This is a genomic window from Chengkuizengella sp. SCS-71B (assembly GCF_040100845.1).
Classification (GTDB): Bacteria; Bacillota; Bacilli; order Paenibacillales; family KCTC-33759; genus Chengkuizengella.
The window spans coordinates 1,180,994-1,204,544 of sequence record NZ_JAZHSH010000001.1; the positions used below are offsets into that span (position 1 = coordinate 1,180,994).

Here is a 23,551-nt window from a genome sequence, read left to right on the forward strand (position 1 = left end):
AGAGCATAAGTCGAAGCCATGCTTATATAAAATACAATGTTCTAGCGAAAAAAACAGCTTTGAATGTTCGTTCATTGCTGTTTTTTTGTATTTCACTTTTATAGTTTGCTCTATACCGCAACATCTCTTTTTTTGAAGACATATTGTGAAATAAATATAAACAAAATAAAATATACAACTAAAACTCCGATAGAGAAACCTAAACTCATTCCTTCAAACTTGGGATCATTTCCATTTAAATATTGTCTTAAATCAGTGTTAGAGTATAAAAAATATTTTCCAAATTGATAATTTAATTGACTTAGAATACTCACCACTGAAGAACTAAAAAAGTGGATAACAATAGACAAAATAATTGATAAAACGCTACTTCTAAAAATAGATGAAATCATGAATGAAAACGTAACGGTCATGATCAATTCAATACTTGTAAATCCATAGTTTTGTAAAATAGAACCTAATGAAATTTCACTATTTGCTGATGCTGATCCGAGAAAAAGATATCCAATCATAATAGAAGAGATGAGATTTAATAAGATTAGAAACGCAATGTATAATAAAATGGCTACATATTTAGATGCTAATATTTTTGTTCTGCTAACTGGTCTAATTAATAATAATTTGATTGTCCCGTTTGAAAATTCAGAAGCAACAATACTTGAAGCAACAACAATAGCATAGATGGCAATAATGGAAGTAAGAATACTGCTTAAGTCTGCAAAAGCTACCCAACTAAACCCAAAGTCTCTTACTACTAGAGCCATAATTAGTTGTATAAAAAGTAGCAACCCTATCATTACCCAAGTCTGAACTTTTTTATATAATTTCATGTTTTCATTACGAACAAGATTAAGCATTTTTGAATAACTCCTTTATAACTTAAGAATACTATCTTCTTATCAAATTAATTTGTTAATTCTAAAAATTGATCTTCCAATGATTTAGAAGTGGAGTGAATACTGTATACTAAAACTCCTTCTTGTACTAGAACCATATTGATTTTTGGAACATCCTCACGATTTATTTGAATAATAAATCCATTTTTAAGTTTTTCTATTTCATTATCTTCATATTGTTGTGTTATGAATTGGATTGCTTTTTCTGGTTGATCCACCTCGAAAACAACTTGATTTAGTTGCTGTGTTGGTTCCTTTAAAGACTTTACATCAATGATTTTTCCTTCTTTAATAATAGCTACACGATCACACATTAACTCCATTTCTGAGAGTAAATGACTGGATACAAGGGTAGATGTCCCTTCATTAGCGAGAATTCTTAAATAGTCTCTTAATTCTCTAATTCCGGCTGGATCCAACCCATTTGTAGGTTCATCTAGAATAAGGATAGTGGGTTTATGTAATAGGGCTTGTGCAATTCCTAAACGTTGTCGCATTCCAAGTGAATACCTTTTTACCTTATCACGAATACGATCTTTTAAACCAACAAGCTCAGTTACTTCATCTATACGAGCATTCGTTATTCCAGGAATCATCCTAGCGTAATGAACTAAATTTTGATAGCCTGTTAAATATTTATACATCTCTGGGTTTTCAACAATTGCCCCAATGGAAAGCATCGCTTTTTCAAAGTTTTTAGAAATACTAGTTCCATTGATTATTATGTCTCCTTCGTTTATTGACATAAGGCCAACGATCATTCGGATCGTAGTTGTTTTCCCAGCACCATTTGGTCCTAAAAATCCAAAAATTTCACCTTTATTTACACTAAAAGAGATTTGATCAATAATCGTTCGATTGTTTATTTTTTTAGTTACATTTATTACTTCAAGTACAGTTGAATGAGCCAAAGGATACACCTCCAGAAACTTAGTATTTACAAAAGAATTTTATACTTTTATTTTAATTAAAATTGATAAAAAAAATAGTACTAACTTTATATAGTACTTTATTTACAAAATTAATTTGGAATAATCATAAATTTTAAATAAGTTAATGATCTGTGAAATTCTAAAGATTCAATCGCATCAAGCCTTATTTTGTATTATAATGAGAAGAAATAAATTTTGACAAGCATATATGGAGGTAAGTTTTGAGTAGATTAAAAACAAAACAAACGATGGTTCCAAGTTATCCATTGAGTTTAATGTTTAGGGTCTATCGTTATGTCTTGCCTGAAGTAAAAGATCAACTTAAACAGTGGAGAGTAGTTGCAGATCAAATTCCAAATGATGAGTTGAAAAGACAAGCGATTGCTAGCATGACAACAAAACAATTTCATTGCCAAGGCGGTTCTGTTTATGCTGTGGCTAATTTACCACAACGGCATGTGCTTATTCCACTCATTGTGGCTTTTCAAACCATTAGCGATTATTTGGACAACCTTTGTGATCGCAGTGTTTCTATGGATGCAGATGATTTTCGTTTGTTGCATCAATCAATGTTAGATGCGATAGATCCTTCTGCTTCATTACAAAACTATTATGCAAATCGAACGGATCAAAATGATGGGGGCTATTTACATCAATTAGTGAAAACTTGTCAATCTTGTATATGTTTATTGCCAAGATATGATTTAGTAAAACCATATATAAAAGAATTAGTTTCATATTATTGTGACTTACAAGTTTATAAACACATTAGGCATGATTTGCGTGAGGATCAATTATTACAATGGTGGGGATCATATAGTCATTCTTATCCAAATCTACAATGGAATGAATTTGCAGCAGCAACGGGTTCAACTTTAGGTGTATTTATGCTTTTTTTAGCCGCAACAGATGAAAATTTGAGTGTTGAAACCGTTGAAAACATTAAAAAGAGTTATTTTCCACACATATGTGGTTTACATATTTTATTAGATTATTTGATTGATCAGGAAGAAGATGAAAAGGGCGGAGATTTAAATTTTTGCAGTTATTATGAAAGTAATGAAATGACGATTAACAGAATAGAGTTTATTTTTGAAGAAGCGAATCGAGGTCTGCATCTATTGCCAAACTCATCTTTTCATCAAATGATTATTGAAGGGCTCTTAGCTCTTTATTTATCTGATCCAAAAATAAAGAACCAATCTGAAGTGAAATTGATTTCAAAAAAATTAATGAAAAAAAGTTCGTTTATGCGACTATTTTTTAGGCTGAATAGTGTGTGGATTAGAAAATTAAAGTAAGGAACATATAAGGAGGAATATGACATGACAGCTGTAAAATCAATAGCAGTATTAACAAGTGGCGGAGATTCCCAAGGGATGAATGCTGCGGTTCGTGCAGTTGTACGAAGTGCATTATTTAACGGTTTAGAAGTATATGGTGTGCAAAAAGGATATACAGGTTTGATTAACGATGACATTCGAAAAATGGATCTAAGAAGTGTTGGTGATATCCTCCATCGTGGCGGTACAATATTACAAACTGCAAGATGTTTAGAGTTTAAAACTGAAGAAGGCCAAAAACTCGCAGCAGAAAATCTTAGAAAAAGAGGGATAGATGGTCTTGTAGTTATTGGTGGCGATGGATCATATAAAGGTGCACAAAAATTAAGTAAACTTGGCATTAAAACAATGGGACTGCCAGGAACAATAGATAATGACATCCCATTTACTGATTTTACGATAGGTTTTGATACAGCAGTCAGCATTGTTGTAGATGCTATTAATAAATTAAGGGACACAATGACCTCACATCAGAGAGCTTCACTTGTAGAAGTTATGGGGCGTTCCTCAGGGGATATAGCTTTGTATGCTGGACTTGCAAGTGGAGCTGAAACGATTTTAGTTCCTGAAATACCATTTGATTTAGAAAAGGTTGCAGCAAGAATGGAAAATAATTTTGCCCATGGGAAAAGGCACAGTATTATTGTTTTAGCTGAAGGTGTAGGAAAAGGAGAAGACTTTTGTAAAATAATCTCAGGACATTGTGGAATGGAACCTAGAGTCACTGTATTAGGACATATACAAAGAGGTGGGACTCCAACTCATAATGATCGTATCCTTGCTAGTCGTTTAGGAGATTTTGCTGTAAGTCAACTCATTGCAGGGGAATCTGGTAAAGGATGTGGCATTATTAAAAATGAATTAGTTGCTACAGACATCGATACCGTTGTAACTACAAAAAAAGAATTTAATCACGAACTTTTTGAATTAGCATTACGTTTGTCAAAATAATAATCTTATGGAATGGAGTCATTGAGTAGGATGCTTTAAAAGGAAGTAGGGTATTTATGTTTTTATATAAACTGGAAATTCAATTGGAAGATCAGTTGACTTATATAGTAGTCATCGCTGAATCTGATGAGAAAGCTTTTGATTATGCAGAATCATCACTAGCTGTGCATTTTGTGAAAATGCCAAAAGTGTTAGAGAGTTGTATAATTGAAAAGAAACGTTTAAATAAAGGTTCCGGATATGTAATTGAGACAAAGCAATAAAAATTGAGTAGCAAACCAGTTCTTTTCCTAGAAATCAACACATATTGTAATGACAACGATTTCTATATTTTCACTACAAGGCTCGCCAAAGGCGAGTTTTTTTTATCATTTAAGAATTTTCCCCATTAATGTATGCGGTTCGTCGTATTTTTCAAATTGATGACTATTACTAAATGTAGTAAACAGTATATTATTGGATAAAATTATTTGTATCAGATAAGGGGGAAGGATTCACATATGAAATATGTACTTTATTTCATTCTTTTATTATGCACGCTTATTTTTTCGGCTTGTTCTGATGTAGAAACCATAGAAGATGCAGAAAAAAATAATGATTTTATTAAAAAAGAGAAAGAACTTTATGAGAAGTATGGAACTTTCCATAATACGGATCCAGATTTTGTTTACGATCGTTTTGAAAATGATTCAATTTCAATAGCAGTAATTAGACATGTAGGTGAAGAGGAATTTTATGACTGGATAGAGACCTTACCTGAAGATATAGGAATTACAGTTAGTCTTGTGGAAGAGTTTAAGAAACAATTTAACTTAACTGATGAAGAGATTAAAGAGATAGAAAATGAAACTACCTCATGAATAAAGGGCAGTGTGTTAACTGCCCTTTACTCTATTCAAATGATCGTAACATATCATTTTGTCTTTTCGCTACTTTCTGACTTCGTAGATTTGTTATCCCTACATTTAGACAAGGGTTACTGGCTACTTAAAAAAGTAAATTTTTTCTAATTATTCAGCCCATACTCCATACCAAGGACCATATAACAAAGTGTCGAAATCTATACCCATGCCCTCTACAGTCTGCTGCGATGGTAAAACATTAGCACTTGATGTCAATTTTAATCCATCTGTACGGAAACTAGGAGAGTAATATTCTAAGAAACCTTCTGTTGTTGTAATGTTATCTAGTGCTACTACTTCTGGAAAGGCTTTTTGGTATGCTTCTATTACTTCATTAAAAGATTTTTCATTTACTTCTATGCCTAATGTTTCTGCTTGTTTTAAAAAGCGAATAACTTTAAATTCTTTATAGACTTCGTCAAAAGATTTTCCGTCGGTTTCTATACTTATGTCTAATGAACCTACATATTTTACAAGTTTAGCCTCCCAAACTTCATCGCTTAATTCATCAATGGATTTTCCATATTTTTCTATCCCTAATGTTTCTGCATCCTTAAAAAGTTGAGCAGCCTGTACTTCTGAAAGTAATTCATCAAAAGACTTTCCATCGGTTTTTAGGTCTAATGTTCTTGCCTGTTCAAATAATTTTGCTTCTTTAGTTTCCTGAGATATGTAATAAGATTTTTCACCCCCCGCTAAAGATGCACCCATTAATCCGACTAAACCAAATCCTACAGCTAATGCAGTCATTGTAATAGATTTTTTTAATGACGTTTTTTTAAACATTTTAAAATCCTCCGTATTTTTCATTTTATTTAAATATCTCTTCTTTTTAAGGCTCATGTATTTATCCAAAAATATTTTGCGTACAGACGCCCACCTCTCTAGGTGGTATCTTCAAATCAGGTGGAGTAGAGTCTCCATCTGATTTCTCGATGTTTAAGTTTTGCTTAAACGAGTTCACTGATTCATCATTAAATTGTGGGTTCCAATATAGTTCACCGTTGCCAAAACCTTATAAAACTCTATAAAGTCATGTTTATTTCCCTGTTCATCGTGTCCGATTTTGCCATGGCTACTCTCGTTTGATATAACACATCCAAGGGCGTAAATTCCCATACAACGAATGGTACACATCAACGATATCTTTTAAAGTGATATTACGCTGATTTGTTGATAGTTTGATAGATTCAGACTTGCATTATAGTCTCGATCTATCACCAAACCACATGAATTACATTGGTATGTACGATCTGATAGTTTAAGGTCTTTTTTTACTTCTCCACAACAACTACATGTCTTAGAAGATGGATACCATTTATCAGCGAGTATTAATTCAATTCCATAAAACTTACATTTGTACTCCATTTGTTTTTTAAACTCATGTAAACATTGTTTTGCAATCGCTTTGGATAAATGTTTGTTTTTCATCATGCCTTTAATATTCAAATCTTCCATAACAACTTTAGATGGCTTGGTTTTCACGATCTCATTCGTTGTTTGATGCAAATAATTGTTTCTTATATTTGCTAATTTACGGTGTACTAACTTTATTTTCTTTTCGAGTTTTATAATGTTGCATGTTTTGACGAAACGGTTTCCCTCCTTATTCATTTCATATTTTTTTGATAGGGTGCGTTGCAACCTACGCAACTTCTTTTCCATCTTTTTGATTCTTTTTGTTTTGTTTATATTTTTAAACGTCATTCCATTACTACATACAGCTAAATCTTTAATACCTACATCAACACCGATAACTTCATCTGTTAATTCAATTTTCGATTGTTCTTCTTCCACTCCAACGGATAAATACCAGTACTTTCCGTCAAAACTTACTCTAGGGTTCATGTATTTCACTTCCATCGGAATTTGTTCAGTTGTGTTAACCCATCCTACCTTTTCGATCAACACTTTCATTGGCTTTACTTTCAACTTTTCCGTGTCATTGTAAAACGATGGTTTACTTTTACGTCTGCTCTTAAACTTTGGTTTGTCAGCCAGACCTTTAAAGAAACGTTTATAAGCATTACAAGCATCTTTAACAGCTTGTTTAGCCACGTTATTTGACACTTCATTTAGCCATTGCAACTCAGTTTTCTTTAATTGGGTTAGTTCTTTCCTCAACGTACCATCTAAGATAAACTTCCCACCGTTGTTGTAGTTTTCTTCTTGTCTTGCCAATGTCCAGTTGTAGATGAATCTTGCTGTACCAACGGATTGCCAAAGCTTCTGCTCTTGCTCTTCATTCGGCTTGATTCTAATTTTCTTGGCTAGGATCATCTTCAACTAACTCCTTAATCATTTTCTTAGCTTTGTTGGCTCTTTTACCTTGAAGTCTGCAACTAAACACAGTCACAATTTGAATTAAATCCTCAACTAATTCTTGTTCTTCGGTTTTTTCCGTGTGATCTATAATTTCAATTGTTGTTCCATATTTGTCACATAGATTTTCTATTAATTCAAAACCAAATCGAATTAAACGATCTTTATAAAGGATGACTACTTTCTCTACTTCTGAATTCGTAATCTTATCTATGAGTTGATTTAATCCCTTTTTATTGTAGTTAATCCCACTGCCAATATCAGAAATGATTTCAAATTGATAACCTTTTGCTAACATATAGGTTCTTACGTTTTCTATCTGTCTTTCAAGATCATCTTTTTGCTTATGGGAGGACACTCTACAATAACCTATGACTTTTTTGTTTAATTGCTTTTCTCCTTTAATACCTAAGAAGTGATTAAGTTGTTCTTGAGAATAATATCGATAACCACTAACTGACACGTGATCAGGCTTAAATTTTCCTTGTTTATCCCAATTTCGCAATGTATCCTTTGTTTTTCCAATTAACTTTGCAAATTGGCCTATTGAGTAGTATTTCAAATCTATCAACTCCTTATCCTAATTATACCAACTATAGTATAAAAAAGATAAAGAGTTTTATAGACTTTCATAATTGTTATTTAACTGTTATTACCCTCCTACAAACATAATATAATATATTACTTTATAATGCAAGGTATTATTTAATAAAAATACTTTGTGAAAGATAATATGCTTTCTATGGTAAATAGTTTGAGATATCATTATTTCTAAAATGAGAAGTTGAATGGGGAGAGAAATTTGAAACATGAACAAAAGTTATAAAAAGCATTTAAAGTTACAAAATGAATAAACCGCATGAAGTCAAATTTATAAACCTTGATTTCATACGGTATTATTTATGCATATTGTGCAATAATTAATTAGTTTTAAACTTATGTCCTAGACTTTGAAAATTATTCAAATACGCTTAAAAATTGTTTGGTACGTTCCTCTTTTGGATGATTAAATATTTGATCTGGATGCCCGCGTTCTACTATATAACCACCGTCTATAAAAATAACCTCATCAGCTACATCCTTAGCGAAACGCATTTCATGTGTGACAACTATCATCGTCATTCCTTCATTTGCAAGGTTTTCCATTACTCTTAAAACTTCACCCACAAGCTCAGGATCAAGTGCTGAGGTCGGTTCATCAAATAACATCACTTTTGGTTCCATTGCCAAAGCTCGTGCAATCCCAACTCGTTGTTGCTGTCCACCTGATAATTGAAAAGGATAGTAATCTATTTTATCTGCTAAGCCTACTTTTTGAAGGAGATCTTCAGCCTTTTTTCTTGCTTCAGCATTTGGGATTTTTTTCACTGTAACTGGTCCTTCCATTACATTTCCTAAAGCGGTCATATGAGGAAATAAGTTATAACTTTGAAATACCATCCCAGTTAAAGAACGAAATTGTGTCACTGATTTTTTAGAAACAGATCTTGAAAAATCTAAAACATTTCCATCAATTTGTATTTTGCCTTCTGTTGGTGTCTCTAATACGTTTAAACACCTTAAAAAAGTAGTTTTACCTGATCCAGAAGGACCGATTAGAACCACGATTTTACCTTTCTCTATGTTAAGGTCAATCCCTTTGATTACCTCTAGCTCACCAAAGTTCTTAACTAAACCGTTTATACTTATCATATAGTTAACTCCTCAAGATTACTTACTATGAAATATATCTTTCTAATCTATTTTCAATTTTATTTTGCAACAGAGACAATATAAAACAAATAACCCAATAAATAATGGCTGCTTCTATATATAATAATAAAAATTCATATTCTTTTGCTGCAATTTGTTGAGCCTTACGAAACAATTCTGTTACAAGAACTAAAGAGGCTAACGATGTATCTTTAACTAGACTTATGAATGTGTTAGATAATGGCGGAACAGATACCCGGGCTGCTTGTGGTAAGATGATTCTTTGTAAAGTTTTAGTGTAGGACATTCCAATGGAGTAACCAGCCTCCCATTGTCCTTTAGGAATAGAGAGAATAGAAGCTCTAATAATTTCTGAACCGTATGCCCCTACATTTAAAGAAAATCCAATAATGGCCGAAGGAAATGGATCAAGTGTAACTCCAATATTAGGTAATCCATAAAATATAATAAATAACTGAACGAGTAAAGGGGTACCTCTTATAATAGAAACATAAATTCTAGATATAGTTTGTAAAAACTTAATTGTAGAAATTCTTGCAACTGCGGATAGAACAGCCAAAGTTAATCCAATAATAAATGAAATGATGGTTAATGGAATTGTGTAATACAAAGCTCCCTCTAATAATGGAATTAGGGAGCTTTGTGCTAAGTCATACAATTCAGTGAATTCCAAATTTATAAACGAATTATTTAGATACATCTTCACCAAACCATTTCATTGAAATTTCTAAATATGTGCCGTCCTCCATCATTTCTTCTATAGCTTTGTTGATGGCTTCTACTAATGTCTCGTTTCCTTTTCTTATCAAAATACCACTCGGTGATTTCTCTTCAATCGTAGGAATGACTTTGATGTTTTCCTCACCTTTTTGTGTTATGTAATCCAACACGGTTAGTCGATCATTTATCGTGATATCTACTCTATTTGATTGTATAAGTGATATGGCTTGTGTAAATCCTTCCACAGGTTCAATAACAGCGCCATATTCTAGAGCTATACTTTCATAGTTACTTGTTAAAGATTGTGCAGAAGTTAGTCCTTTGATATCCTCAACACTATTGACAGCATCATTATCTGCTTTTGTTACAATGACAGCAGAAGAAGTAATATAGGGAATTGAAAAATCATACTTTTCTTTACGATCTGCCCTAATTCCTACTTGATTCGCAATCACATCAAAACGTTTAGCATCTAATCCTGCCATAATACCATCCCATTGTGTTTCTAGAAACTCTGCTTCAACCCCTAAACGAGCAGCAATTTCACGAGCAATTTCTACGTCAAACCCTGTCAATTGACCACTATCATCATGGAACGTAAATGGCGGATATGTACCCTCAGTACCTACTTTTAAAACACCACTTTCTTGAATGTTGGCTAGCAAGTCTGTCTGTTCTTCAGATGGAATTTCATTCTCCTCTGTGGATTCATTATTTTCATCTGACTGTCCGCAAGCTGTTATTATCATTGCGATAACAATAAGAAAAGATAACGCAATTGTCATTCTTTTTTTCATTTTTTTACCCCCAAATGTTTAAATTGAAATAGATTTCTGTCACACATCCATTTTATACTAAAAACTTGTTAAGATAGAACAATAATCCAAACCATACTATAACACAGTTGGTTTGGAAGTGAAACTTAGTAACAAATATGCTGTGGAAATGCATTGCAACAAAAAAGTTACCGAGTTTTAATATTTTCGGTAACTTTTTTGTTTCTATACATTATATTGAAAACCTCTGGTGATTATTGTAAATCATAATTAACGTCTGGTGAGAATCTATTTCCAGCATTCCAAAGTAGGAATTCGTTTACGCCTGAATCATGTAAAGCTCTTATTTGCTCTTCCACTTCTTTTTTACCATAAGGAATGTATCCTTTAACCCATGTTGCTGTAAAATCTTGAATCCATGGTCGGATCACTGGTTTATATTCCTGAATTTCCTCAAGTTTTTTATGAGTGTCAATCATTGAACCATAAATGGTTGTGTAAGGAGCAGCATCTGGAACTGTAGAACCAAACCAACCTGTAGAGTAGTGACTTGGATATACCATGGGACTGATGACATCAACATATTTTGAGATTTTATTAAAATCCTGGCCAATTCCTTCAGCTGCTGGAACTGAAGCTGCATATCCAAAAATATCAACAGAAATACGGACACCTAATGGATTAAGCTGTTCACGAGCGTATTTCACAAAATCTGCGACAACATCCGTTCGTGAGATGTCTGTTTGATGATAGGTTAAAATATCTGCTCTCTTCTCAAAACCTTCAGGAAAACGAACATAATCAAATTGAATTTCTTTAAACCCTAACTTTGCAGCTTCTTTAGCAACTTCAACATTGTATTCCCAAACTTCTTGTACATATGGATTTACAAATCCATCTCCCTTTCCATTAAACCAAACAGACCCATTTGTATTTAAAAAAGATAAATCAGGTCGTTGTTTGGCAAGGACGGAATCTTTAAAAACAACAACTCTTGCAATAGGGTATACATCATGAGCTTCTAATGTAGACATTAAATCATTTACATCTTTAATAAATGGTTTGGTATTTCCATACTTTACGATTTCAGGATTCTCTGACTTGTATGTAACATATCCGTAATCATCTTTAATATCTACAACAATGGAGTTAAGTTCTGTTTCGTCCATAAGTTGTAATATGGTGTCAAACTTGCTTCCTCCGTTAGCAGTGTATGCTGTAGAATATACGCCTTTAATGTCAGGAATTCCTTCTGGTTGGGGGTCTTTCTTTATCCATTCAGCGGTACCAATGTTTTCGTCCTTAGGATAAGTCATTGATTCTTCTTCAACAATTGAATTTCTAAAATGCATTGCATTTTCTAACAATTGTGCTACAGATTGATTTTGCTGTGTGTTGTCGTTAACATTTCCCCATAATGTGAATAAAAGTGCAAATATAAGTTCCATTATCTTCCCCCAATTCATTGATGTACTAGTATAATTATATGATACTTCTGTGTAATCGAACAGAGTAATTTTTTTGTTTTTTTTCCTTTTTTTAAGATGGTTTTGACTACGTTTCAGAAATTTCTTTTAAAAGTTTAATTCTTTATTTTATTTGGAAAATTGTAGATAATAAATGTAATTCATCATTTGTATTCTTTTATAAAACTGTGATATGATTGTATATATCTAAAAAAGATGATGGCAAGTGTTTCCTTGCTTAAAGGGAAATGCTTTTTTTAATGATAGAAAAGTGTGATTTCTACTCAAGTCGGCTCATGAATAATCAGAAACATAAAGTAGTAAGTTTGTTTCGGTCCCTAATAGAAGTCGGATTTTGTTAGAGCGCTTCGTCATTTTTTTGGGATATCTAAATGACTTACTGAATTTGTCGGTTATTTATGAAAAAAACGTATTTGCAAAGGAGTTTGAACTAGTTTTGACAACATTCAATGATTTCAAGCTTGAACGATCAGTCATTCAAGCAATACAAGATTTAGGGTTTGAAGAAGCAACACCAATACAAGCCCAAACTATTCCAGAAGCTTTATCAGGAACGGATTTAATTGGTCAAGCACAGACTGGAACGGGAAAAACAGCTGCGTTTTCCATACCTTTAATTCAAAAGATTGAAAAAGAAGAGCAAAAAATTGTTTCCCTCATAATGGCTCCAACCCGTGAACTAGCCATACAGGTTGCTGAGGAAATCAATAAGTTATCCAAGTTCAAGGGCATTCGTTCCTTACCTATTTACGGCGGGCAGGATATTGTGAAGCAGATTCGTGCCTTAAAGAAAAAGCCACAAATTATTATCGGTACACCAGGAAGGTTATTAGATCATATTCGTCGAAAAACGATAAAACTAAGTGATGTTCATACTGTAATTTTAGATGAAGCCGATGAAATGTTAGATATGGGATTTATGGAGGATATTCAATCCATATTAAAATTGGTGCCAGAGGAGCGTCAAACGATGTTATTCTCTGCAACGATGCCTCCTAACATTAAGAAACTTGCACAGCAATTTTTAACAGATCCAAAACATATATCTGTAGCACCTAAGAAAGTAAGTTCACCTAACATATCTCAGTATTATATTGAACTTCATGAAAGACAAAAATTTGAAGCTTTAGGTAGATTGCTTGATATGGAATCCCCTGATTTAGCCATCGTATTTGGTCGTACGAAGCGACGTGTTGATGAGCTATCAGAAGCTCTTAAAAAAAGAGGTTATCCAGCGGAGGGATTACATGGTGATTTAACACAAAATCAACGTGATCAAGTCATGAGAAAGTTCCGTGATGGAAGTATAGATGTATTAGTAGCTACAGATGTAGCTGCTCGTGGATTAGATGTTTCTGGTGTTAGTCACGTAATAAATTTTGATTTGCCGCAGGATCCAGAAAGTTATGTGCATAGAATTGGTCGTACTGGTCGTGCAGGTAAGGAAGGATCTGCATGGACCTTTGTAACTCCAAGGGAAACGGATCATCTTCATTTTATTGAAAAAGTGACAAGACATAAAATATTCAAAAAGCCTTTACCTAGCTTCTCTGAAGCACTTGAAGGTAAACAAAAGATTATGGCTGAGAGATTATTAAATGTGATTCAATCTAAAGAATTTACACAATATAAAGGAATCTCCATCCAGCTTTTAGAGGAATATGATTCAGTTGATGTTTTAGCCGCAGCATTTAAACTTCTAACCGGTGATGATAAACAAGAAGTAAGAATTCAATTAACTCCTGAGGAACCAATACGAGGAAAGAAAAAGAGACAACCATTTAGAAGACGTGTTACAAGTTCAAATAATGGCGGTTCAAAAAGCGGTGGAGGATACAAAAGCAGCGGTTATAAAGGTAACAGTTACAAAGGTAGTGGGTATAAAGGCAGCAATGCTAATTCAAAATCATCTCGTTCTGCTCGTTTTAATGAGAAGGGCGATAAAAAACAATATCAAAAAGCAGGAAAACATATTTAAACTAAAATTGGCTGTTGAGTTCATACTCAATGGCCTTATTTTGAAGCAAAAATACATAAGGTTGTGATATTGTAGTTAAGGGAGGTAAGGATATGGAAACTAATGGTATAATGAGTGGGCTTTATAGAGTATCTGAATGGATCATGAGATTTTCTGTTATTAATCTTTTATGGTTGTTGTGCTCTTTACCTGTTGTGTTTTTTGTTTTAACATCTTTACTCATGGAAGAAACAAGTCAAGTCATTATGAATTTTATTATTATAGCCATAATCTCGCCATTCACACTATTCCCAGCTACAGCTGCGATGTTTGTGGTAGTTAGAAAATGGTTAACTGGTGCAGAAGATGCGCCATTATTTAAAACATATTTTAAAGGATATAAAGAAAATTATTTGCAAAGTATGTTAGGTGGATTCTTTTATTGTATTTTATTTACGGTTATGATCGTTAATATTGATTTTTATAATAATTACTCTAACAATTTACAGTTTTTATCCATATTTATTTTGATTCTTTTAGTAATATTAATCATATCATTATTTTATTTTTTCCCATTGATGGTTCATTTGCATTTGAAACTTAATGTGTTACTTAAAAATACTTTTGTTTTAACTATAGGTAAACCACTATATTCGCTAGGGTTAGCATTGACAAACTTTTTGATATTGTATATAAGCTTCCAATATTTCACTTTTCTTATTGTTATTTTTATGGGAAGTGCGATGGCATTTTGTACTTATTATTATTTCAATATGCTTATTCAAAAAATACATAGTCTAGAGGAAAACAGCGATAGTAAATAGTCACAGGCATCTGTTATCCATGATATGGCTACGCTGCATCAAATAGTTCTGTTTTGTTAATTCATCCCTATAGGTTTACTTTCTTACCTAAAATGATATAATTAAGTTACAACAAAATCCTGCGATGTTCGTTCAGATTCTAAGTTGTTTTGAACCAATGACTGTTTCACGGGATCCCAATAAATAATATGGCTGTCATGCCCCAATTCAGGGGACTTCAAAAGTATTAGTGAGGAAACCCACCTGCGAGAGCGGGTTCATGAAACACAGGAATCGTACGGCATAAGCGGGTATTTTCTCAAGCAAAAACTGTAAATTATCCCCAAAAATACTAAAAAAAGTATTTTTAGACCATTTAATCAAGGTGATTATTTGTTCATATGGTCCTATCTTTAAGTTGCTGAATAAACGCAAAAAAATATGGAGGTGCTAGAATGAATTACATTCTTAAAGTCAGCTTCTCAGCATTCCTAAGCTTTTCGCTTTTGTTCAGTCCATTCATGTCCACTCAATCCCATGCTTTTACTGAACAAATTATGGATGTTGGAGCTAAAGGTCAAAACGTAATTGATTTGCAGAAACGTTTAAAATATATTGGTTTTTATGCAGGAGAAATTGATGGTATTTACGGTACAGTAACAAAAGAAGCAGTTAGGAATTTTCAAACGAAATTTGGTTTAGAACAGGTAGATGGTATTGCTGGTGAGAAAACAAAAGAGATGCTTTTAAAAGCATCTAAAGATTTATATCTTACTCCAGCAGGACCCGAATTAAATACAGAATTTAGTTCACAAGATATCCAGTATATGGCACAAGCTGTATATGGTGAAGCTAGAGGGGAATCGTATGAAGGTAAAGTTGCTGTTGCGGCAGTTATTTTAAACCGTGTTGAACATCCTGATTTTCCTAATACTGTTAAAGGTGTAATATTTGAAACAAGAGCATTTACAGCTGTAGCTGATGGGCAAATCTGGTTAGAACCGGATGCGGAAGCATATAAAGCTGTATATGATGCGATTAATGGTTTGGACCCAACCAAAGAAGCTATCTATTATTTCAATCCTGATACTGCCACTAGTGAATGGATTTGGAGTCGTCCGCAAATTAAGAAAATTGATAGTCATATTTTTGCTTATTGATTTTCCACTTTTTCTTCGTTCTGAAGTCTGATAAGATGATAGAAATAGGAACGGGGGAAATGTATAATGATAAAAAGAAATTTAATAGGTTTATTTAGAAGTTTTGAGCAAACTGGTGATAAGGCAAAATATCCAGGTCTTGAGACTAGAACTTTTAAAGTTTCTAAAGATAAATTATGGGACGAGCTCATTTATGTTTTGAAACAGCATAAAATTAAAGTCGTTCATGAAGTGAAAAGTGTTGGAGAATTGATTATAGAAAAAAGAACAATATCAGGAAGAGTGCAGGACGTAACAATTACTTTATATGATATTAACCCAATAAAAACAGCGATTGATATTTATTCAGCATCAAGAGGAAATTTTGGGGATTTGGGTTCTAATTATCGAACAATATTGGATCTTTTAAAAATAATTGATCAAAAATTCGCACAATTTAAGGAATGATGAAAAATGTAACAGCTAGAGGTGAAAATCCTTCTAGCTGTTTTATTATATTTAAAGTTATACTAATTTTTTAACAGCGTTAATTGCTTCTTCGTAATTTGGATGGTCCGTCATTTCTTTTAAATACTCTGTATATTGAATTGTATTATTTTCATCAAGTACAAAGATGGATCTCATATCTAAACGAATTTCTTTAATTAGTACGCCGAAAGCTTCACCAAATGAATTGGTTTTATAGTCGGATAAAGTCACAACCTTATCCACACCAGCAGCCCCACACCAGCGTGCTTGAGCCATTGGAGTGTCTGCACTAATGGTTAAGATAATAACATTGTCACCAAGTTCAGCTGCTGCCTCATTAAATTTACGAGTTTGAGCATCGCAAACTCCAGTATCTATAGATGGAACTACACTAATTAATTTCACTTTTCCATCATATTCTGAAAGTGAAACCTCGGTAAATAAATCTTTATTCACTTTAAAATCTGGTGCTTTATCTCCAACTTTTAATTCAGGTCCAATTAATGTAAGTGGGTTCCCTTTAACTGTAGCAATTCCAGTACGTTCTTGCGTCACAATCAATTCCTCCTTATAATATGTAGTAGAAAAACATCTTCTTAATTATAAACATTCTAAATAACGTTTGTCCAATAAAAAAGGAGCAAAATAATGATATTTTTGCGTTTTGAAAGTTTTCGTGAATATTTAAAATTCTATCCTGTAACTGCTACCCTTCTAGGGCTCAATTTAATCATGTTTTTCATTACTTTTATTTTTTCATTATTTTATGGTGAAGTTGTGTCATTGTATTTATTAGGTGCTTTAATATATCCGTCTGAAATTTCAGATCTGTGGAGAATCATCAGTTCAATGTTTTTGCATGGAGGTTTTGAGCATTTTCTTTTTAATGGATTTTCTTTGTTTTTATTTGGACCTGCATTAGAAAGATTATTAGGTAAATTGAAATATATTGTGTTATATTTTTGTAGTGGTATTATTGGGAATATCATTAGTATTGCAGTTTATGGTACAGAATTATTTTCAGTAGGTGCCTCCGGAGCAATTTATGGACTATTAGGGGCTTATTTATTTATAGTTGTATATTTAAAGCATAGAATCGACCCTCAATCAAGAACTACCGTCATTGTTATATTATCAGTAGGCATGGTTTATTCCTTTTTCAGTGAAAGTGTAAACATATCTGCACATTTAGGGGGATTAGCTGCTGGTTTTGTAACTTTTTCATTACTGATAAGAAAAAATCATATTTAAGAAATTCATTCTATATTTATTAAAAATTTAAAAATTTGAATTAAACTTTGGAGAGATTGATTTTGGAACTTAGACAATTAATATACTTTGTGAAAGTCGCAAACAAACAACATGTTACAAAAGCTGCGGAAGAGCTTCATGTAGCTCAATCAGCAGTGAGTCGTCAAATCCATCAATTAGAAGAGGAATTAGGTGTTAAACTGTTTATTCCTAAAGGAAGAAATTTGCAATTAACCCCTGTAGGTAAACTTTTTTTAAGAAGAATGGAATCAATTATTAGTCAATTTGATAAAGCGGTTGAGGAAGTTCATGAGTTTATGGACCCTGAATTAGGTGAAATACGGTTGGGATTTCCTCATAGTTTAGGGGTGGATTTTGTCCCCCTATTGGTATCAAAATTTAAAAAGACTCATCCTAATGTGAAATTTAGGTTTAAGCAAGGAAAATATAATACATTAATAAAATCTTTAAAGAAGGGTGAAATCGACTTAGCTTTGATTTCCCCCTTTCCAGAAGATGATGATTGTGTTACAGGTGAGATATTGCTTACTGAAGAACTTTTTGCAATACTTCCTCCAGATCATATTTTGTCTAATGAAAAAGAAATTCGATTAGATCAACTGAAAGATGATTCTTTTGTTTTGTTTAATGAGGAGTATTCTTTACGTACTATCGTATGGAATGCTTGTGAAATTGCTGGATTCACACCCAATATAGGGTTTGAGGGAGAGGAAACAGATACGATTAGAGGTTTGGTGGCTGCGGGAATGGGCGTAAGCTTGCTACCAGAAATTGCTTTAAAAAATAGCTTAACCTCTTTACAACCTGCAAAAATAAAAGTCATTGATCCAGTTGTAGATCGTACTATCGGTATTATCCACCGCAAAGAGGAAAAACTTCCCCTTGTTGCCGAATTTTTTAAACGTTTTATCACAGATAATTTTAAAGGATCAAACTAAATCTTTAGAGTTTTATTAGTTCAATTCAAGTAAAAAAAACCGCTCAAATGAGCGGTTTTTAGTTTCCGAACTATTCTCTATTATTGAATAATATTAAAATGTATTTAAGCAATTCGAGTAAAGCAACCAATGCAGATGCAACATAAGTTAAAGCCGCGGCATTTAATACCTTTGCAACACCACTCTCTTCTTGGTTGCCAATATAGCCTTCAGAGACCATAATGGCCCTTGCTCTGTTACTAGCATTAAACTCTACAGGTAATGTAACCAATTGAAAGGCAACAGCTACTGAGAAGAAAATTACACCTGCTAAGATTAATCCTGTTGCTTGAAACAAAAATCCACCAATTAACAAAAAGGGTGCAGCCCCAGAGGTGAAATTCACTGCAGGAAACATCTTATGACGTAATACAAGCATTGGGTAATTCACACTATGTTGGATGGCGTGTCCTACTTCATGACAAGCTACGGATAATGCTGAAATAGATCTTTGGTTATAGACGGGTTCTGATAACCTCACTACTCGTTTGATTGGATCATAATGATCAGATAATACCCCTTTCACTGGTTCAACTGGTACATCATACAATCCATTTGCATCTAACATTTTTCTAGCTGCTTCATAACCCGTTAATCCAGAAGAATTAGCAACTTTTCCCCATTTATTAAAAGTCCCTTTCACTCGAAATTGAGCCCATATTGTTACACCAAATGCAATTAATATGAGTACATCCATATACCAATAAGTTAATGAAAAAAACATTTTTGCTTTCCCTCCATTTAGTTATAACTTAAAGAAGACGATCCCGCTAATTTACATTAAAGGACCTTTATTTAGAAGAAATAATAATGCTTCCATACATGCCGCCGTTTGTGGTGTAAGATGTTTATAAATATTTTGTGCTTGATTCGGTTTTAAATTCTCAATGACAGGACTTAATTCCTTTACATCTTTTTCCACTAATTTTAAATGATCTTGTAAAGAGGTTAGTTTCTCTTTGATTAAGGTATCTTCTGTAATTTTATCTAATTGATCAAGTGTATGTTTTATTTCATCTAAAGAATATTTGTCTTTCTTCAACATTTCAATACGTTTTAACCGCTGTAAAGTTTCATCATTATATAATCGATAATTATTTTTTTCCAGTCGTTTTATGGGATGTATAAGACCTATTTTTGTATAATAATCAACGGTTCTCGAACTTAGACCAGCTATTTGGGACAACTCCCCAATTTTATAAAGCTTCATATCCCCATGTTAGATCACCTCACATACATACTCTATTCATTAAAGTGAATCTTTTAATAATGAGTTTATAGAACACCCTCTAATCTTAACTTTTGAGGATCACTAATCGGTGAGTATACCCAAATTAAGATTCACTTTTAGTGTATACCTTTATGATAATAAATCCTAACGATACAGTCAAACGTTTAGGTTTTATATGATGATTATATAAGTTTGGTGTTGATAATATTTATTAAGAACATCTTTTGGGTTCCTCCCATTTAAATTTAACATTAAATGTTAGATATAATGATTTACCACCAAAAACACGAACCATCTTCAATAATATACAGTTTAATTTTCGCAATTAGAACAAAAATATTGAAAAAAAGTGTTGTCAAAATCACTTGGTACTACTATAATGACATTAAGATTATCAAATGATGTTAATTAAACTAACATAAAAAATGAGGAGTGATATTAATGGATTTAACAACGATCGGTTTAAATTCAATTTGGCTGATGTTAGCGACGATTTTAGTCATTTTTATGCAGGGTGGTTTTATTCTGTTAGAAGCGGGTTCAACAAGAATGAAGAATGCAGGTCATGTTGCAGGTAAAACTATTTTTACATTTGGAATTGCAACGTTAGTATTTTGGGCAGTAGGTTACGGATTAATTTATGGCGGTGATGGAAATGCATTTATTGGATGGGGAGATTTCTTCTTAAATCCGAATCCTGAGGCGGTTGATGGAGATGCATATCCTCAAACGATTGACTTCATGTTCCAATTAGCATTTGCGGGAATTGCATTAACGATTGCATGGGGTGGTTTTGCAGAAAGAGGAAAATTAGCAGCATACTTAATTTTCTCTGTATTATTTATAGCATTAGTATACCCAGTAGTTGCTCATTGGATCTGGGGAGGCGGATGGTTATCTGACCATGGAAAACAAGACTTTGCAGGATCAACAGTTGTTCACTTAACAGGTGCAATGGCAGCTTTAGCGGCAACGATACTATTAAAACCTAGAATAGGTAAATTTAATAAAGATGGTTCTGCAAATGAAATTCATGGACATAATCAAGTGTTTACAGCTTTAGGTGTTTTAATTTTATGGGTAGGTTGGTTCGGCTTTAACGCTGGTAGTACTTTAGAAGTCGGAAAAGCATTTTTTGGATATGTTGCATTAAATACTCAATTAGCTGCTGGGGCAGGTGCGATTGCTGCATTATTAATTGCTTGGGCAATTACGGGAAAAGCGGATGTACCAACAATGTTAAATGGTGCATTAGCAGGATTAGTAGCAATTACAGCATCTTGTGCTTTCGTAGATCCTTGGGCAGCAGTAGTAATCGGTATCATTGCAGGATTATTAGTATTTGGAAGTATGAAGTTCTTTGAAAAATTAAAAATTGACGATCCAATTTTTGCTTTATCTGTGCATGGAGCAGCTGGGGTATGGGGGACAATTTCCACTGGTTTATTCGCAACGGAAACTCTTGCAGTTCAAACATTAGATTGGGGTCAAGCTGGTTTATTTTATGGTGGTGGATTTACTCAATTAGGAGTTCAAGTAATGGGTGTTGTAACATCAGGAGCGTTCGCATTTGTTGCTTCCTTCATTATCCTAGCCATTATGAAAGCTGTTATGGGATTACGTGTTACAGAAGAACAAGAAATTATCGGTTTAGATTTAAGTGAACATGGAAGTTATGGATATCCTGAGCAAATTAAACAGTCTATGAACTAATTTAACTGTAAAAGTATTGTAAAAGAAACAATATGATTTGGTAGAATAGTAATAGTAGGAATCATTAGGATTAGCTAAAGGTGTAACATATCAGGGGGATGGAAACATGAACTTTACTTTTGATGAATTGAATATAAAAATATCTAATGCTGTGAGCTTTGAACAATTAGGTGAAAAACGTGATCAATTCCATCAAATGATTCAGGACTTCCACTCCTCCATTGAACAAATTACAATTAAAGATATTAAATTAATCAACCAAATTCATGATTTGTTTATTCAGAGGACCATTACCTTGTCTGAAATAGAATTAAAAGGCAGAGGATTTGGTCCTCCTCCTGTTTCTTATGACTTTATTTTATTTGGCAGTGGGGGGAGACAAGAGCAAACCTTGTGGAGTGATCAAGATAATGGATTAATTTATGAAAATACAAAGAGCAATCAAAAAGAGAAAGTGGATTGTTATTTTAAAGAATTAGCAGTTTGCATTGAACAAGGTCTTGAAAAAGTAGGGTATCCTCCATGTGAAGGGAAAGTGATTTGTACAAATTCTCTTTGGAATAAATCATTTGATGAATGGGTTATAAAAATGAATGATTGGTTTGAAGATCCTCATTGGGAGCATGTAAGGTATTTGTTAATTTTAGCTGACAGTAGAAGTGTATATGGGGCAGGTATATTAGTTAGAAAAATGAAAGAAATATATTTAAAAAAAGCAAGCTCTACTCCACATATCCTAGATAAGATGATGCATAATACTTTGCGTCATAAAATTTTACTTGGTGTATTTGGTCATTTAATAAAAGAACAATATGGGGAGGAAGCAGGAGGTTTAGATATTAAATATGGAGCTTACATTCCCATGGTAAATGGTATTCGTTTATTATCGATTGAAGCGGAGATATTTGAAACCTCCACATTAGAACGCATACAAAAGTTGAAACAATTAAACCTTGTTCCTGAACATTATGCATTAGAATATGAAAGTGCTTTTACTAACATCTTCAAGCTACGCTTTAAAACACTTTATAAGAAAGAAAATGGGCTTTATACTTCCAATGGTATTTTGAAAGCAAAACAGTTAACAAAAGATCAAAGAGAAAAATTAAAAAGCAGTTTAAGAATCGGTAATAAATTGCAGAAACATATTAAAAAGAAAATTGATTCATCAAGTTAACTGGGGGATAAAAGATGAAACAACAAAAAACTGGAATAGGGAGAATGTGGAACTTGTATAAAAAAGGTGGGATCACTCCTGCGGTATCTTCAATGTTCAACAATCAAAATGCACAGCAAATGGCATTTATTCGTTCTGTCATGAAAAATCAAAGAAAAACATCCATCTCTGATATGCCTTTAAATCAATTAGAAGTCGTTGTTTTTGATTTGGAAACGACAGGATTTTCCCCAAATCAAGGTGATGAAATTATTTCGATAGGTGCTGTTTTAGTAGAGGGAACAGAGATTAGATCTAAAAAAACATTTTATACGATTACAAATCCAAATAGAAAAATTCCTGATCATATTGTGCAATTAACTGGGATTACAAATGAGATGGCTTTAAAAGGTTCGCAGCTGATTGATGCTTTACATCAATTTTTAGGCTTCGTAAATAAAAGAGTGCTTTTAGCGCATGGTACAGGTCATGACAAACAATTTTTGAATTCTGCGCTTTGGAAAACATCAAGAATTAGACTATCTCATCGCGTTTTGGATAGTATGATTATAGGGAAGTGGCTTCATCCAGAAGTTCAAAATTATGATTTGGACACTTTATTAAATATTTATGATATTCCAATCACGGAAAGGCATCACGCATTACAAGATTCATTAATGACAGCTCAATTGTGGATCAAATTTTTACAAAAGATTATGAAAAAGAACATCTCAACTCTAGGAGATTTATATGCCTACCTAGGTAAATAGAA

Annotated in this window: 25 protein-coding genes and 1 other RNA gene; 14 read left to right on the forward strand and 12 right to left on the reverse strand. The window is 33.0% G+C overall.

The features are described 5' to 3' along the window. Positions 1-110: 110 nt before the first annotated feature. Complete coding sequence (locus VQL36_RS05930; RefSeq protein WP_349248427.1) at positions 111-857, reverse strand: ABC transporter permease; 747 nt, start codon at positions 855-857, stop codon at positions 111-113. A gap of 47 nt (positions 858-904) precedes the next feature. Then, positions 905-1,807 (reverse strand): ABC transporter ATP-binding protein, encoded by a 903-nt coding sequence (locus tag VQL36_RS05935; protein WP_349248428.1) that lies wholly within the window; start codon positions 1,805-1,807, stop codon positions 905-907. A 242-nt stretch (positions 1,808-2,049) separates the two neighbouring features. On the opposite strand from VQL36_RS05935, the gene VQL36_RS05940 reads away from it, so the two are divergent. From VQL36_RS05940 to VQL36_RS05955, 4 genes are all read left to right on the forward strand, one after another. Further along, on the forward strand, positions 2,050-3,129 hold the full coding sequence (locus VQL36_RS05940) for a tetraprenyl-beta-curcumene synthase family protein (RefSeq protein WP_413789479.1): 1,080 nt from the start codon (positions 2,050-2,052) through the stop codon (positions 3,127-3,129). Positions 3,130-3,153: 24 nt separating this feature from the next. Further along, positions 3,154-4,122: a 6-phosphofructokinase gene (gene pfkA / locus VQL36_RS05945; RefSeq protein ID WP_349248429.1), complete on the forward strand. Its 969-nt coding sequence runs from the start codon at positions 3,154-3,156 to the stop codon at positions 4,120-4,122. A 56-nt stretch (positions 4,123-4,178) separates the two neighbouring features. Next, a complete protein-coding gene (locus tag VQL36_RS05950) occupies positions 4,179-4,385 on the forward strand; it encodes a DUF3906 family protein (RefSeq protein WP_349248430.1) in 207 nt (68 codons plus the stop codon). Positions 4,386-4,622: 237 nt separating this feature from the next. Then, positions 4,623-4,982: a hypothetical protein gene (locus tag VQL36_RS05955; protein WP_349248431.1), complete on the forward strand. Its 360-nt coding sequence runs from the start codon at positions 4,623-4,625 to the stop codon at positions 4,980-4,982. 150 nt (positions 4,983-5,132) lie between these two features. Here the strand turns inward: VQL36_RS05955 and VQL36_RS05960 are convergent, their stop codons facing one another. From VQL36_RS05960 to VQL36_RS05990, 7 genes are all read right to left on the reverse strand, one after another. Further along, positions 5,133-5,810, reverse strand: a complete 678-nt coding sequence (locus VQL36_RS05960; protein ID WP_349248432.1) for a hypothetical protein — start codon at positions 5,808-5,810, stop codon at positions 5,133-5,135. A 363-nt stretch (positions 5,811-6,173) separates the two neighbouring features. Beyond that, positions 6,174-7,304 (reverse strand): RNA-guided endonuclease TnpB family protein, encoded by a 1,131-nt coding sequence (locus tag VQL36_RS05965; RefSeq protein ID WP_349247502.1) that lies wholly within the window; start codon positions 7,302-7,304, stop codon positions 6,174-6,176. Next, entirely contained in the window at positions 7,282-7,908 is a 627-nt protein-coding gene (locus VQL36_RS05970; RefSeq protein ID WP_349247501.1) for an IS607 family transposase, read from the reverse strand. The genes VQL36_RS05965 and VQL36_RS05970 overlap by 23 nt, the downstream gene beginning before the upstream one ends. Before the next feature lie 395 nt (positions 7,909-8,303). Continuing rightward, a complete protein-coding gene (locus VQL36_RS05975) occupies positions 8,304-9,038 on the reverse strand; it encodes an amino acid ABC transporter ATP-binding protein (protein ID WP_349248433.1) in 735 nt (244 codons plus the stop codon). 25 nt (positions 9,039-9,063) lie between these two features. Then, positions 9,064-9,759, reverse strand: coding sequence for an ABC transporter permease subunit (locus tag VQL36_RS05980; protein WP_349248434.1), 696 nt, complete (start codon positions 9,757-9,759; stop codon positions 9,064-9,066). Beyond that, the gene (locus tag VQL36_RS05985) at positions 9,746-10,576 is read right to left on the reverse strand and encodes an amino acid ABC transporter substrate-binding protein (protein ID WP_349248435.1); all 831 of its coding nucleotides are present in this window, start codon (positions 10,574-10,576) and stop codon (positions 9,746-9,748) included. Before VQL36_RS05985 ends, VQL36_RS05980 begins: the two co-directional genes overlap by 14 nt. A gap of 233 nt (positions 10,577-10,809) precedes the next feature. Continuing rightward, on the reverse strand, positions 10,810-12,003 hold the full coding sequence (locus VQL36_RS05990; protein WP_349248436.1) for a putative glycoside hydrolase: 1,194 nt from the start codon (positions 12,001-12,003) through the stop codon (positions 10,810-10,812). 475 nt (positions 12,004-12,478) lie between these two features. On the opposite strand from VQL36_RS05990, the gene VQL36_RS05995 reads away from it, so the two are divergent. From VQL36_RS05995 to VQL36_RS06015, 5 genes are all read left to right on the forward strand, one after another. After that, positions 12,479-14,020 carry a DEAD/DEAH box helicase gene (locus VQL36_RS05995; protein WP_349251133.1) on the forward strand — a complete coding sequence of 514 codons (1,542 nt, stop codon included), beginning with the start codon at positions 12,479-12,481 and terminating at the stop codon, positions 14,018-14,020. 92 nt (positions 14,021-14,112) lie between these two features. Further along, positions 14,113-14,823: a YesL family protein gene (locus tag VQL36_RS06000; protein WP_349248437.1), complete on the forward strand. Its 711-nt coding sequence runs from the start codon at positions 14,113-14,115 to the stop codon at positions 14,821-14,823. A 113-nt stretch (positions 14,824-14,936) separates the two neighbouring features. After that, positions 14,937-15,120: non-coding RNA, 6S RNA (ssrS, locus tag VQL36_RS06005), on the forward strand. 137 nt (positions 15,121-15,257) lie between these two features. Continuing rightward, positions 15,258-15,962, forward strand: coding sequence for a spore cortex-lytic enzyme (gene sleB, locus VQL36_RS06010; protein WP_413789480.1), 705 nt, complete (start codon positions 15,258-15,260; stop codon positions 15,960-15,962). 66 nt (positions 15,963-16,028) lie between these two features. Beyond that, entirely contained in the window at positions 16,029-16,409 is a 381-nt protein-coding gene (locus tag VQL36_RS06015; RefSeq protein WP_349248438.1) for a DUF1499 domain-containing protein, read from the forward strand. A gap of 57 nt (positions 16,410-16,466) precedes the next feature. On the opposite strand, the gene tpx is transcribed toward VQL36_RS06015, so the two are convergent. Next, positions 16,467-16,985 (reverse strand): thiol peroxidase, encoded by a 519-nt coding sequence (gene tpx, locus VQL36_RS06020; RefSeq protein WP_349248439.1) that lies wholly within the window; start codon positions 16,983-16,985, stop codon positions 16,467-16,469. A gap of 93 nt (positions 16,986-17,078) precedes the next feature. On the opposite strand from tpx, the gene VQL36_RS06025 reads away from it, so the two are divergent. Further along, complete coding sequence (locus tag VQL36_RS06025) at positions 17,079-17,681, forward strand: rhomboid family intramembrane serine protease (RefSeq protein WP_349248440.1); 603 nt, start codon at positions 17,079-17,081, stop codon at positions 17,679-17,681. A gap of 62 nt (positions 17,682-17,743) precedes the next feature. After that, positions 17,744-18,640, forward strand: a complete 897-nt coding sequence (locus VQL36_RS06030; protein WP_349248441.1) for a LysR family transcriptional regulator — start codon at positions 17,744-17,746, stop codon at positions 18,638-18,640. A gap of 70 nt (positions 18,641-18,710) precedes the next feature. Here VQL36_RS06030 and VQL36_RS06035 read toward each other — a convergent pair whose 3' ends face one another. Both VQL36_RS06035 and VQL36_RS06040 read right to left on the reverse strand, forming a co-directional pair. Continuing rightward, positions 18,711-19,403: a zinc metallopeptidase gene (locus tag VQL36_RS06035; protein WP_349248442.1), complete on the reverse strand. Its 693-nt coding sequence runs from the start codon at positions 19,401-19,403 to the stop codon at positions 18,711-18,713. 51 nt (positions 19,404-19,454) lie between these two features. After that, positions 19,455-19,889 (reverse strand): MerR family transcriptional regulator, encoded by a 435-nt coding sequence (locus VQL36_RS06040; RefSeq protein WP_349248443.1) that lies wholly within the window; start codon positions 19,887-19,889, stop codon positions 19,455-19,457. Positions 19,890-20,351: 462 nt separating this feature from the next. On the opposite strand from VQL36_RS06040, the gene VQL36_RS06045 reads away from it, so the two are divergent. The 3 genes from VQL36_RS06045 to VQL36_RS06055 all read left to right on the forward strand — a co-directional run bounded on the left by VQL36_RS06045 (position 20,352) and on the right by VQL36_RS06055 (position 23,549). Continuing rightward, the gene (locus VQL36_RS06045; RefSeq protein ID WP_349248444.1) at positions 20,352-21,623 is read left to right on the forward strand and encodes an ammonium transporter; all 1,272 of its coding nucleotides are present in this window, start codon (positions 20,352-20,354) and stop codon (positions 21,621-21,623) included. A gap of 106 nt (positions 21,624-21,729) precedes the next feature. Then, positions 21,730-22,800, forward strand: coding sequence for a DUF294 nucleotidyltransferase-like domain-containing protein (locus VQL36_RS06050; protein WP_349248445.1), 1,071 nt, complete (start codon positions 21,730-21,732; stop codon positions 22,798-22,800). 14 nt (positions 22,801-22,814) lie between these two features. Then, positions 22,815-23,549: an exonuclease domain-containing protein gene (locus VQL36_RS06055; protein WP_349248446.1), complete on the forward strand. Its 735-nt coding sequence runs from the start codon at positions 22,815-22,817 to the stop codon at positions 23,547-23,549. The last annotated feature ends 2 nt before the right edge of the window (positions 23,550-23,551 follow it).

Coding starts and splice junctions, on each gene's coding strand:
- VQL36_RS05955 (WP_349248431.1), top strand. CDS start 4,623: ATGAAATATGTACTTTATTTCATTCTTTTATTATGCACGCTTATTTTT.
- VQL36_RS05930 (WP_349248427.1), bottom strand. CDS start 857: ATGCTTAATCTTGTTCGTAATGAAAACATGAAATTATATAAAAAAGTT.
- VQL36_RS05985 (WP_349248435.1), bottom strand. CDS start 10,576: ATGAAAAAAAGAATGACAATTGCGTTATCTTTTCTTATTGTTATCGCA.
- VQL36_RS06000 (WP_349248437.1), top strand. CDS start 14,113: ATGGAAACTAATGGTATAATGAGTGGGCTTTATAGAGTATCTGAATGG.
- VQL36_RS05965 (WP_349247502.1), bottom strand. CDS start 7,304: ATGATCCTAGCCAAGAAAATTAGAATCAAGCCGAATGAAGAGCAAGAG.
- VQL36_RS06035 (WP_349248442.1), bottom strand. CDS start 19,403: ATGTTTTTTTCATTAACTTATTGGTATATGGATGTACTCATATTAATT.
- VQL36_RS05990 (WP_349248436.1), bottom strand. CDS start 12,003: ATGGAACTTATATTTGCACTTTTATTCACATTATGGGGAAATGTTAAC.
- VQL36_RS06040 (WP_349248443.1), bottom strand. CDS start 19,889: ATGAAGCTTTATAAAATTGGGGAGTTGTCCCAAATAGCTGGTCTAAGT.
- VQL36_RS06050 (WP_349248445.1), top strand. CDS start 21,730: ATGAACTTTACTTTTGATGAATTGAATATAAAAATATCTAATGCTGTG.
- VQL36_RS05950 (WP_349248430.1), top strand. CDS start 4,179: ATGTTTTTATATAAACTGGAAATTCAATTGGAAGATCAGTTGACTTAT.
- VQL36_RS06055 (WP_349248446.1), top strand. CDS start 22,815: ATGAAACAACAAAAAACTGGAATAGGGAGAATGTGGAACTTGTATAAA.
- sleB (WP_413789480.1), top strand. CDS start 15,258: ATGAATTACATTCTTAAAGTCAGCTTCTCAGCATTCCTAAGCTTTTCG.
- VQL36_RS06015 (WP_349248438.1), top strand. CDS start 16,029: ATGATAAAAAGAAATTTAATAGGTTTATTTAGAAGTTTTGAGCAAACT.
- VQL36_RS05975 (WP_349248433.1), bottom strand. CDS start 9,038: ATGATAAGTATAAACGGTTTAGTTAAGAACTTTGGTGAGCTAGAGGTA.
- VQL36_RS05980 (WP_349248434.1), bottom strand. CDS start 9,759: ATGTATCTAAATAATTCGTTTATAAATTTGGAATTCACTGAATTGTAT.
- VQL36_RS06045 (WP_349248444.1), top strand. CDS start 20,352: ATGGATTTAACAACGATCGGTTTAAATTCAATTTGGCTGATGTTAGCG.
- VQL36_RS06025 (WP_349248440.1), top strand. CDS start 17,079: ATGATATTTTTGCGTTTTGAAAGTTTTCGTGAATATTTAAAATTCTAT.
- VQL36_RS05960 (WP_349248432.1), bottom strand. CDS start 5,810: ATGTTTAAAAAAACGTCATTAAAAAAATCTATTACAATGACTGCATTA.
- pfkA (WP_349248429.1), top strand. CDS start 3,154: ATGACAGCTGTAAAATCAATAGCAGTATTAACAAGTGGCGGAGATTCC.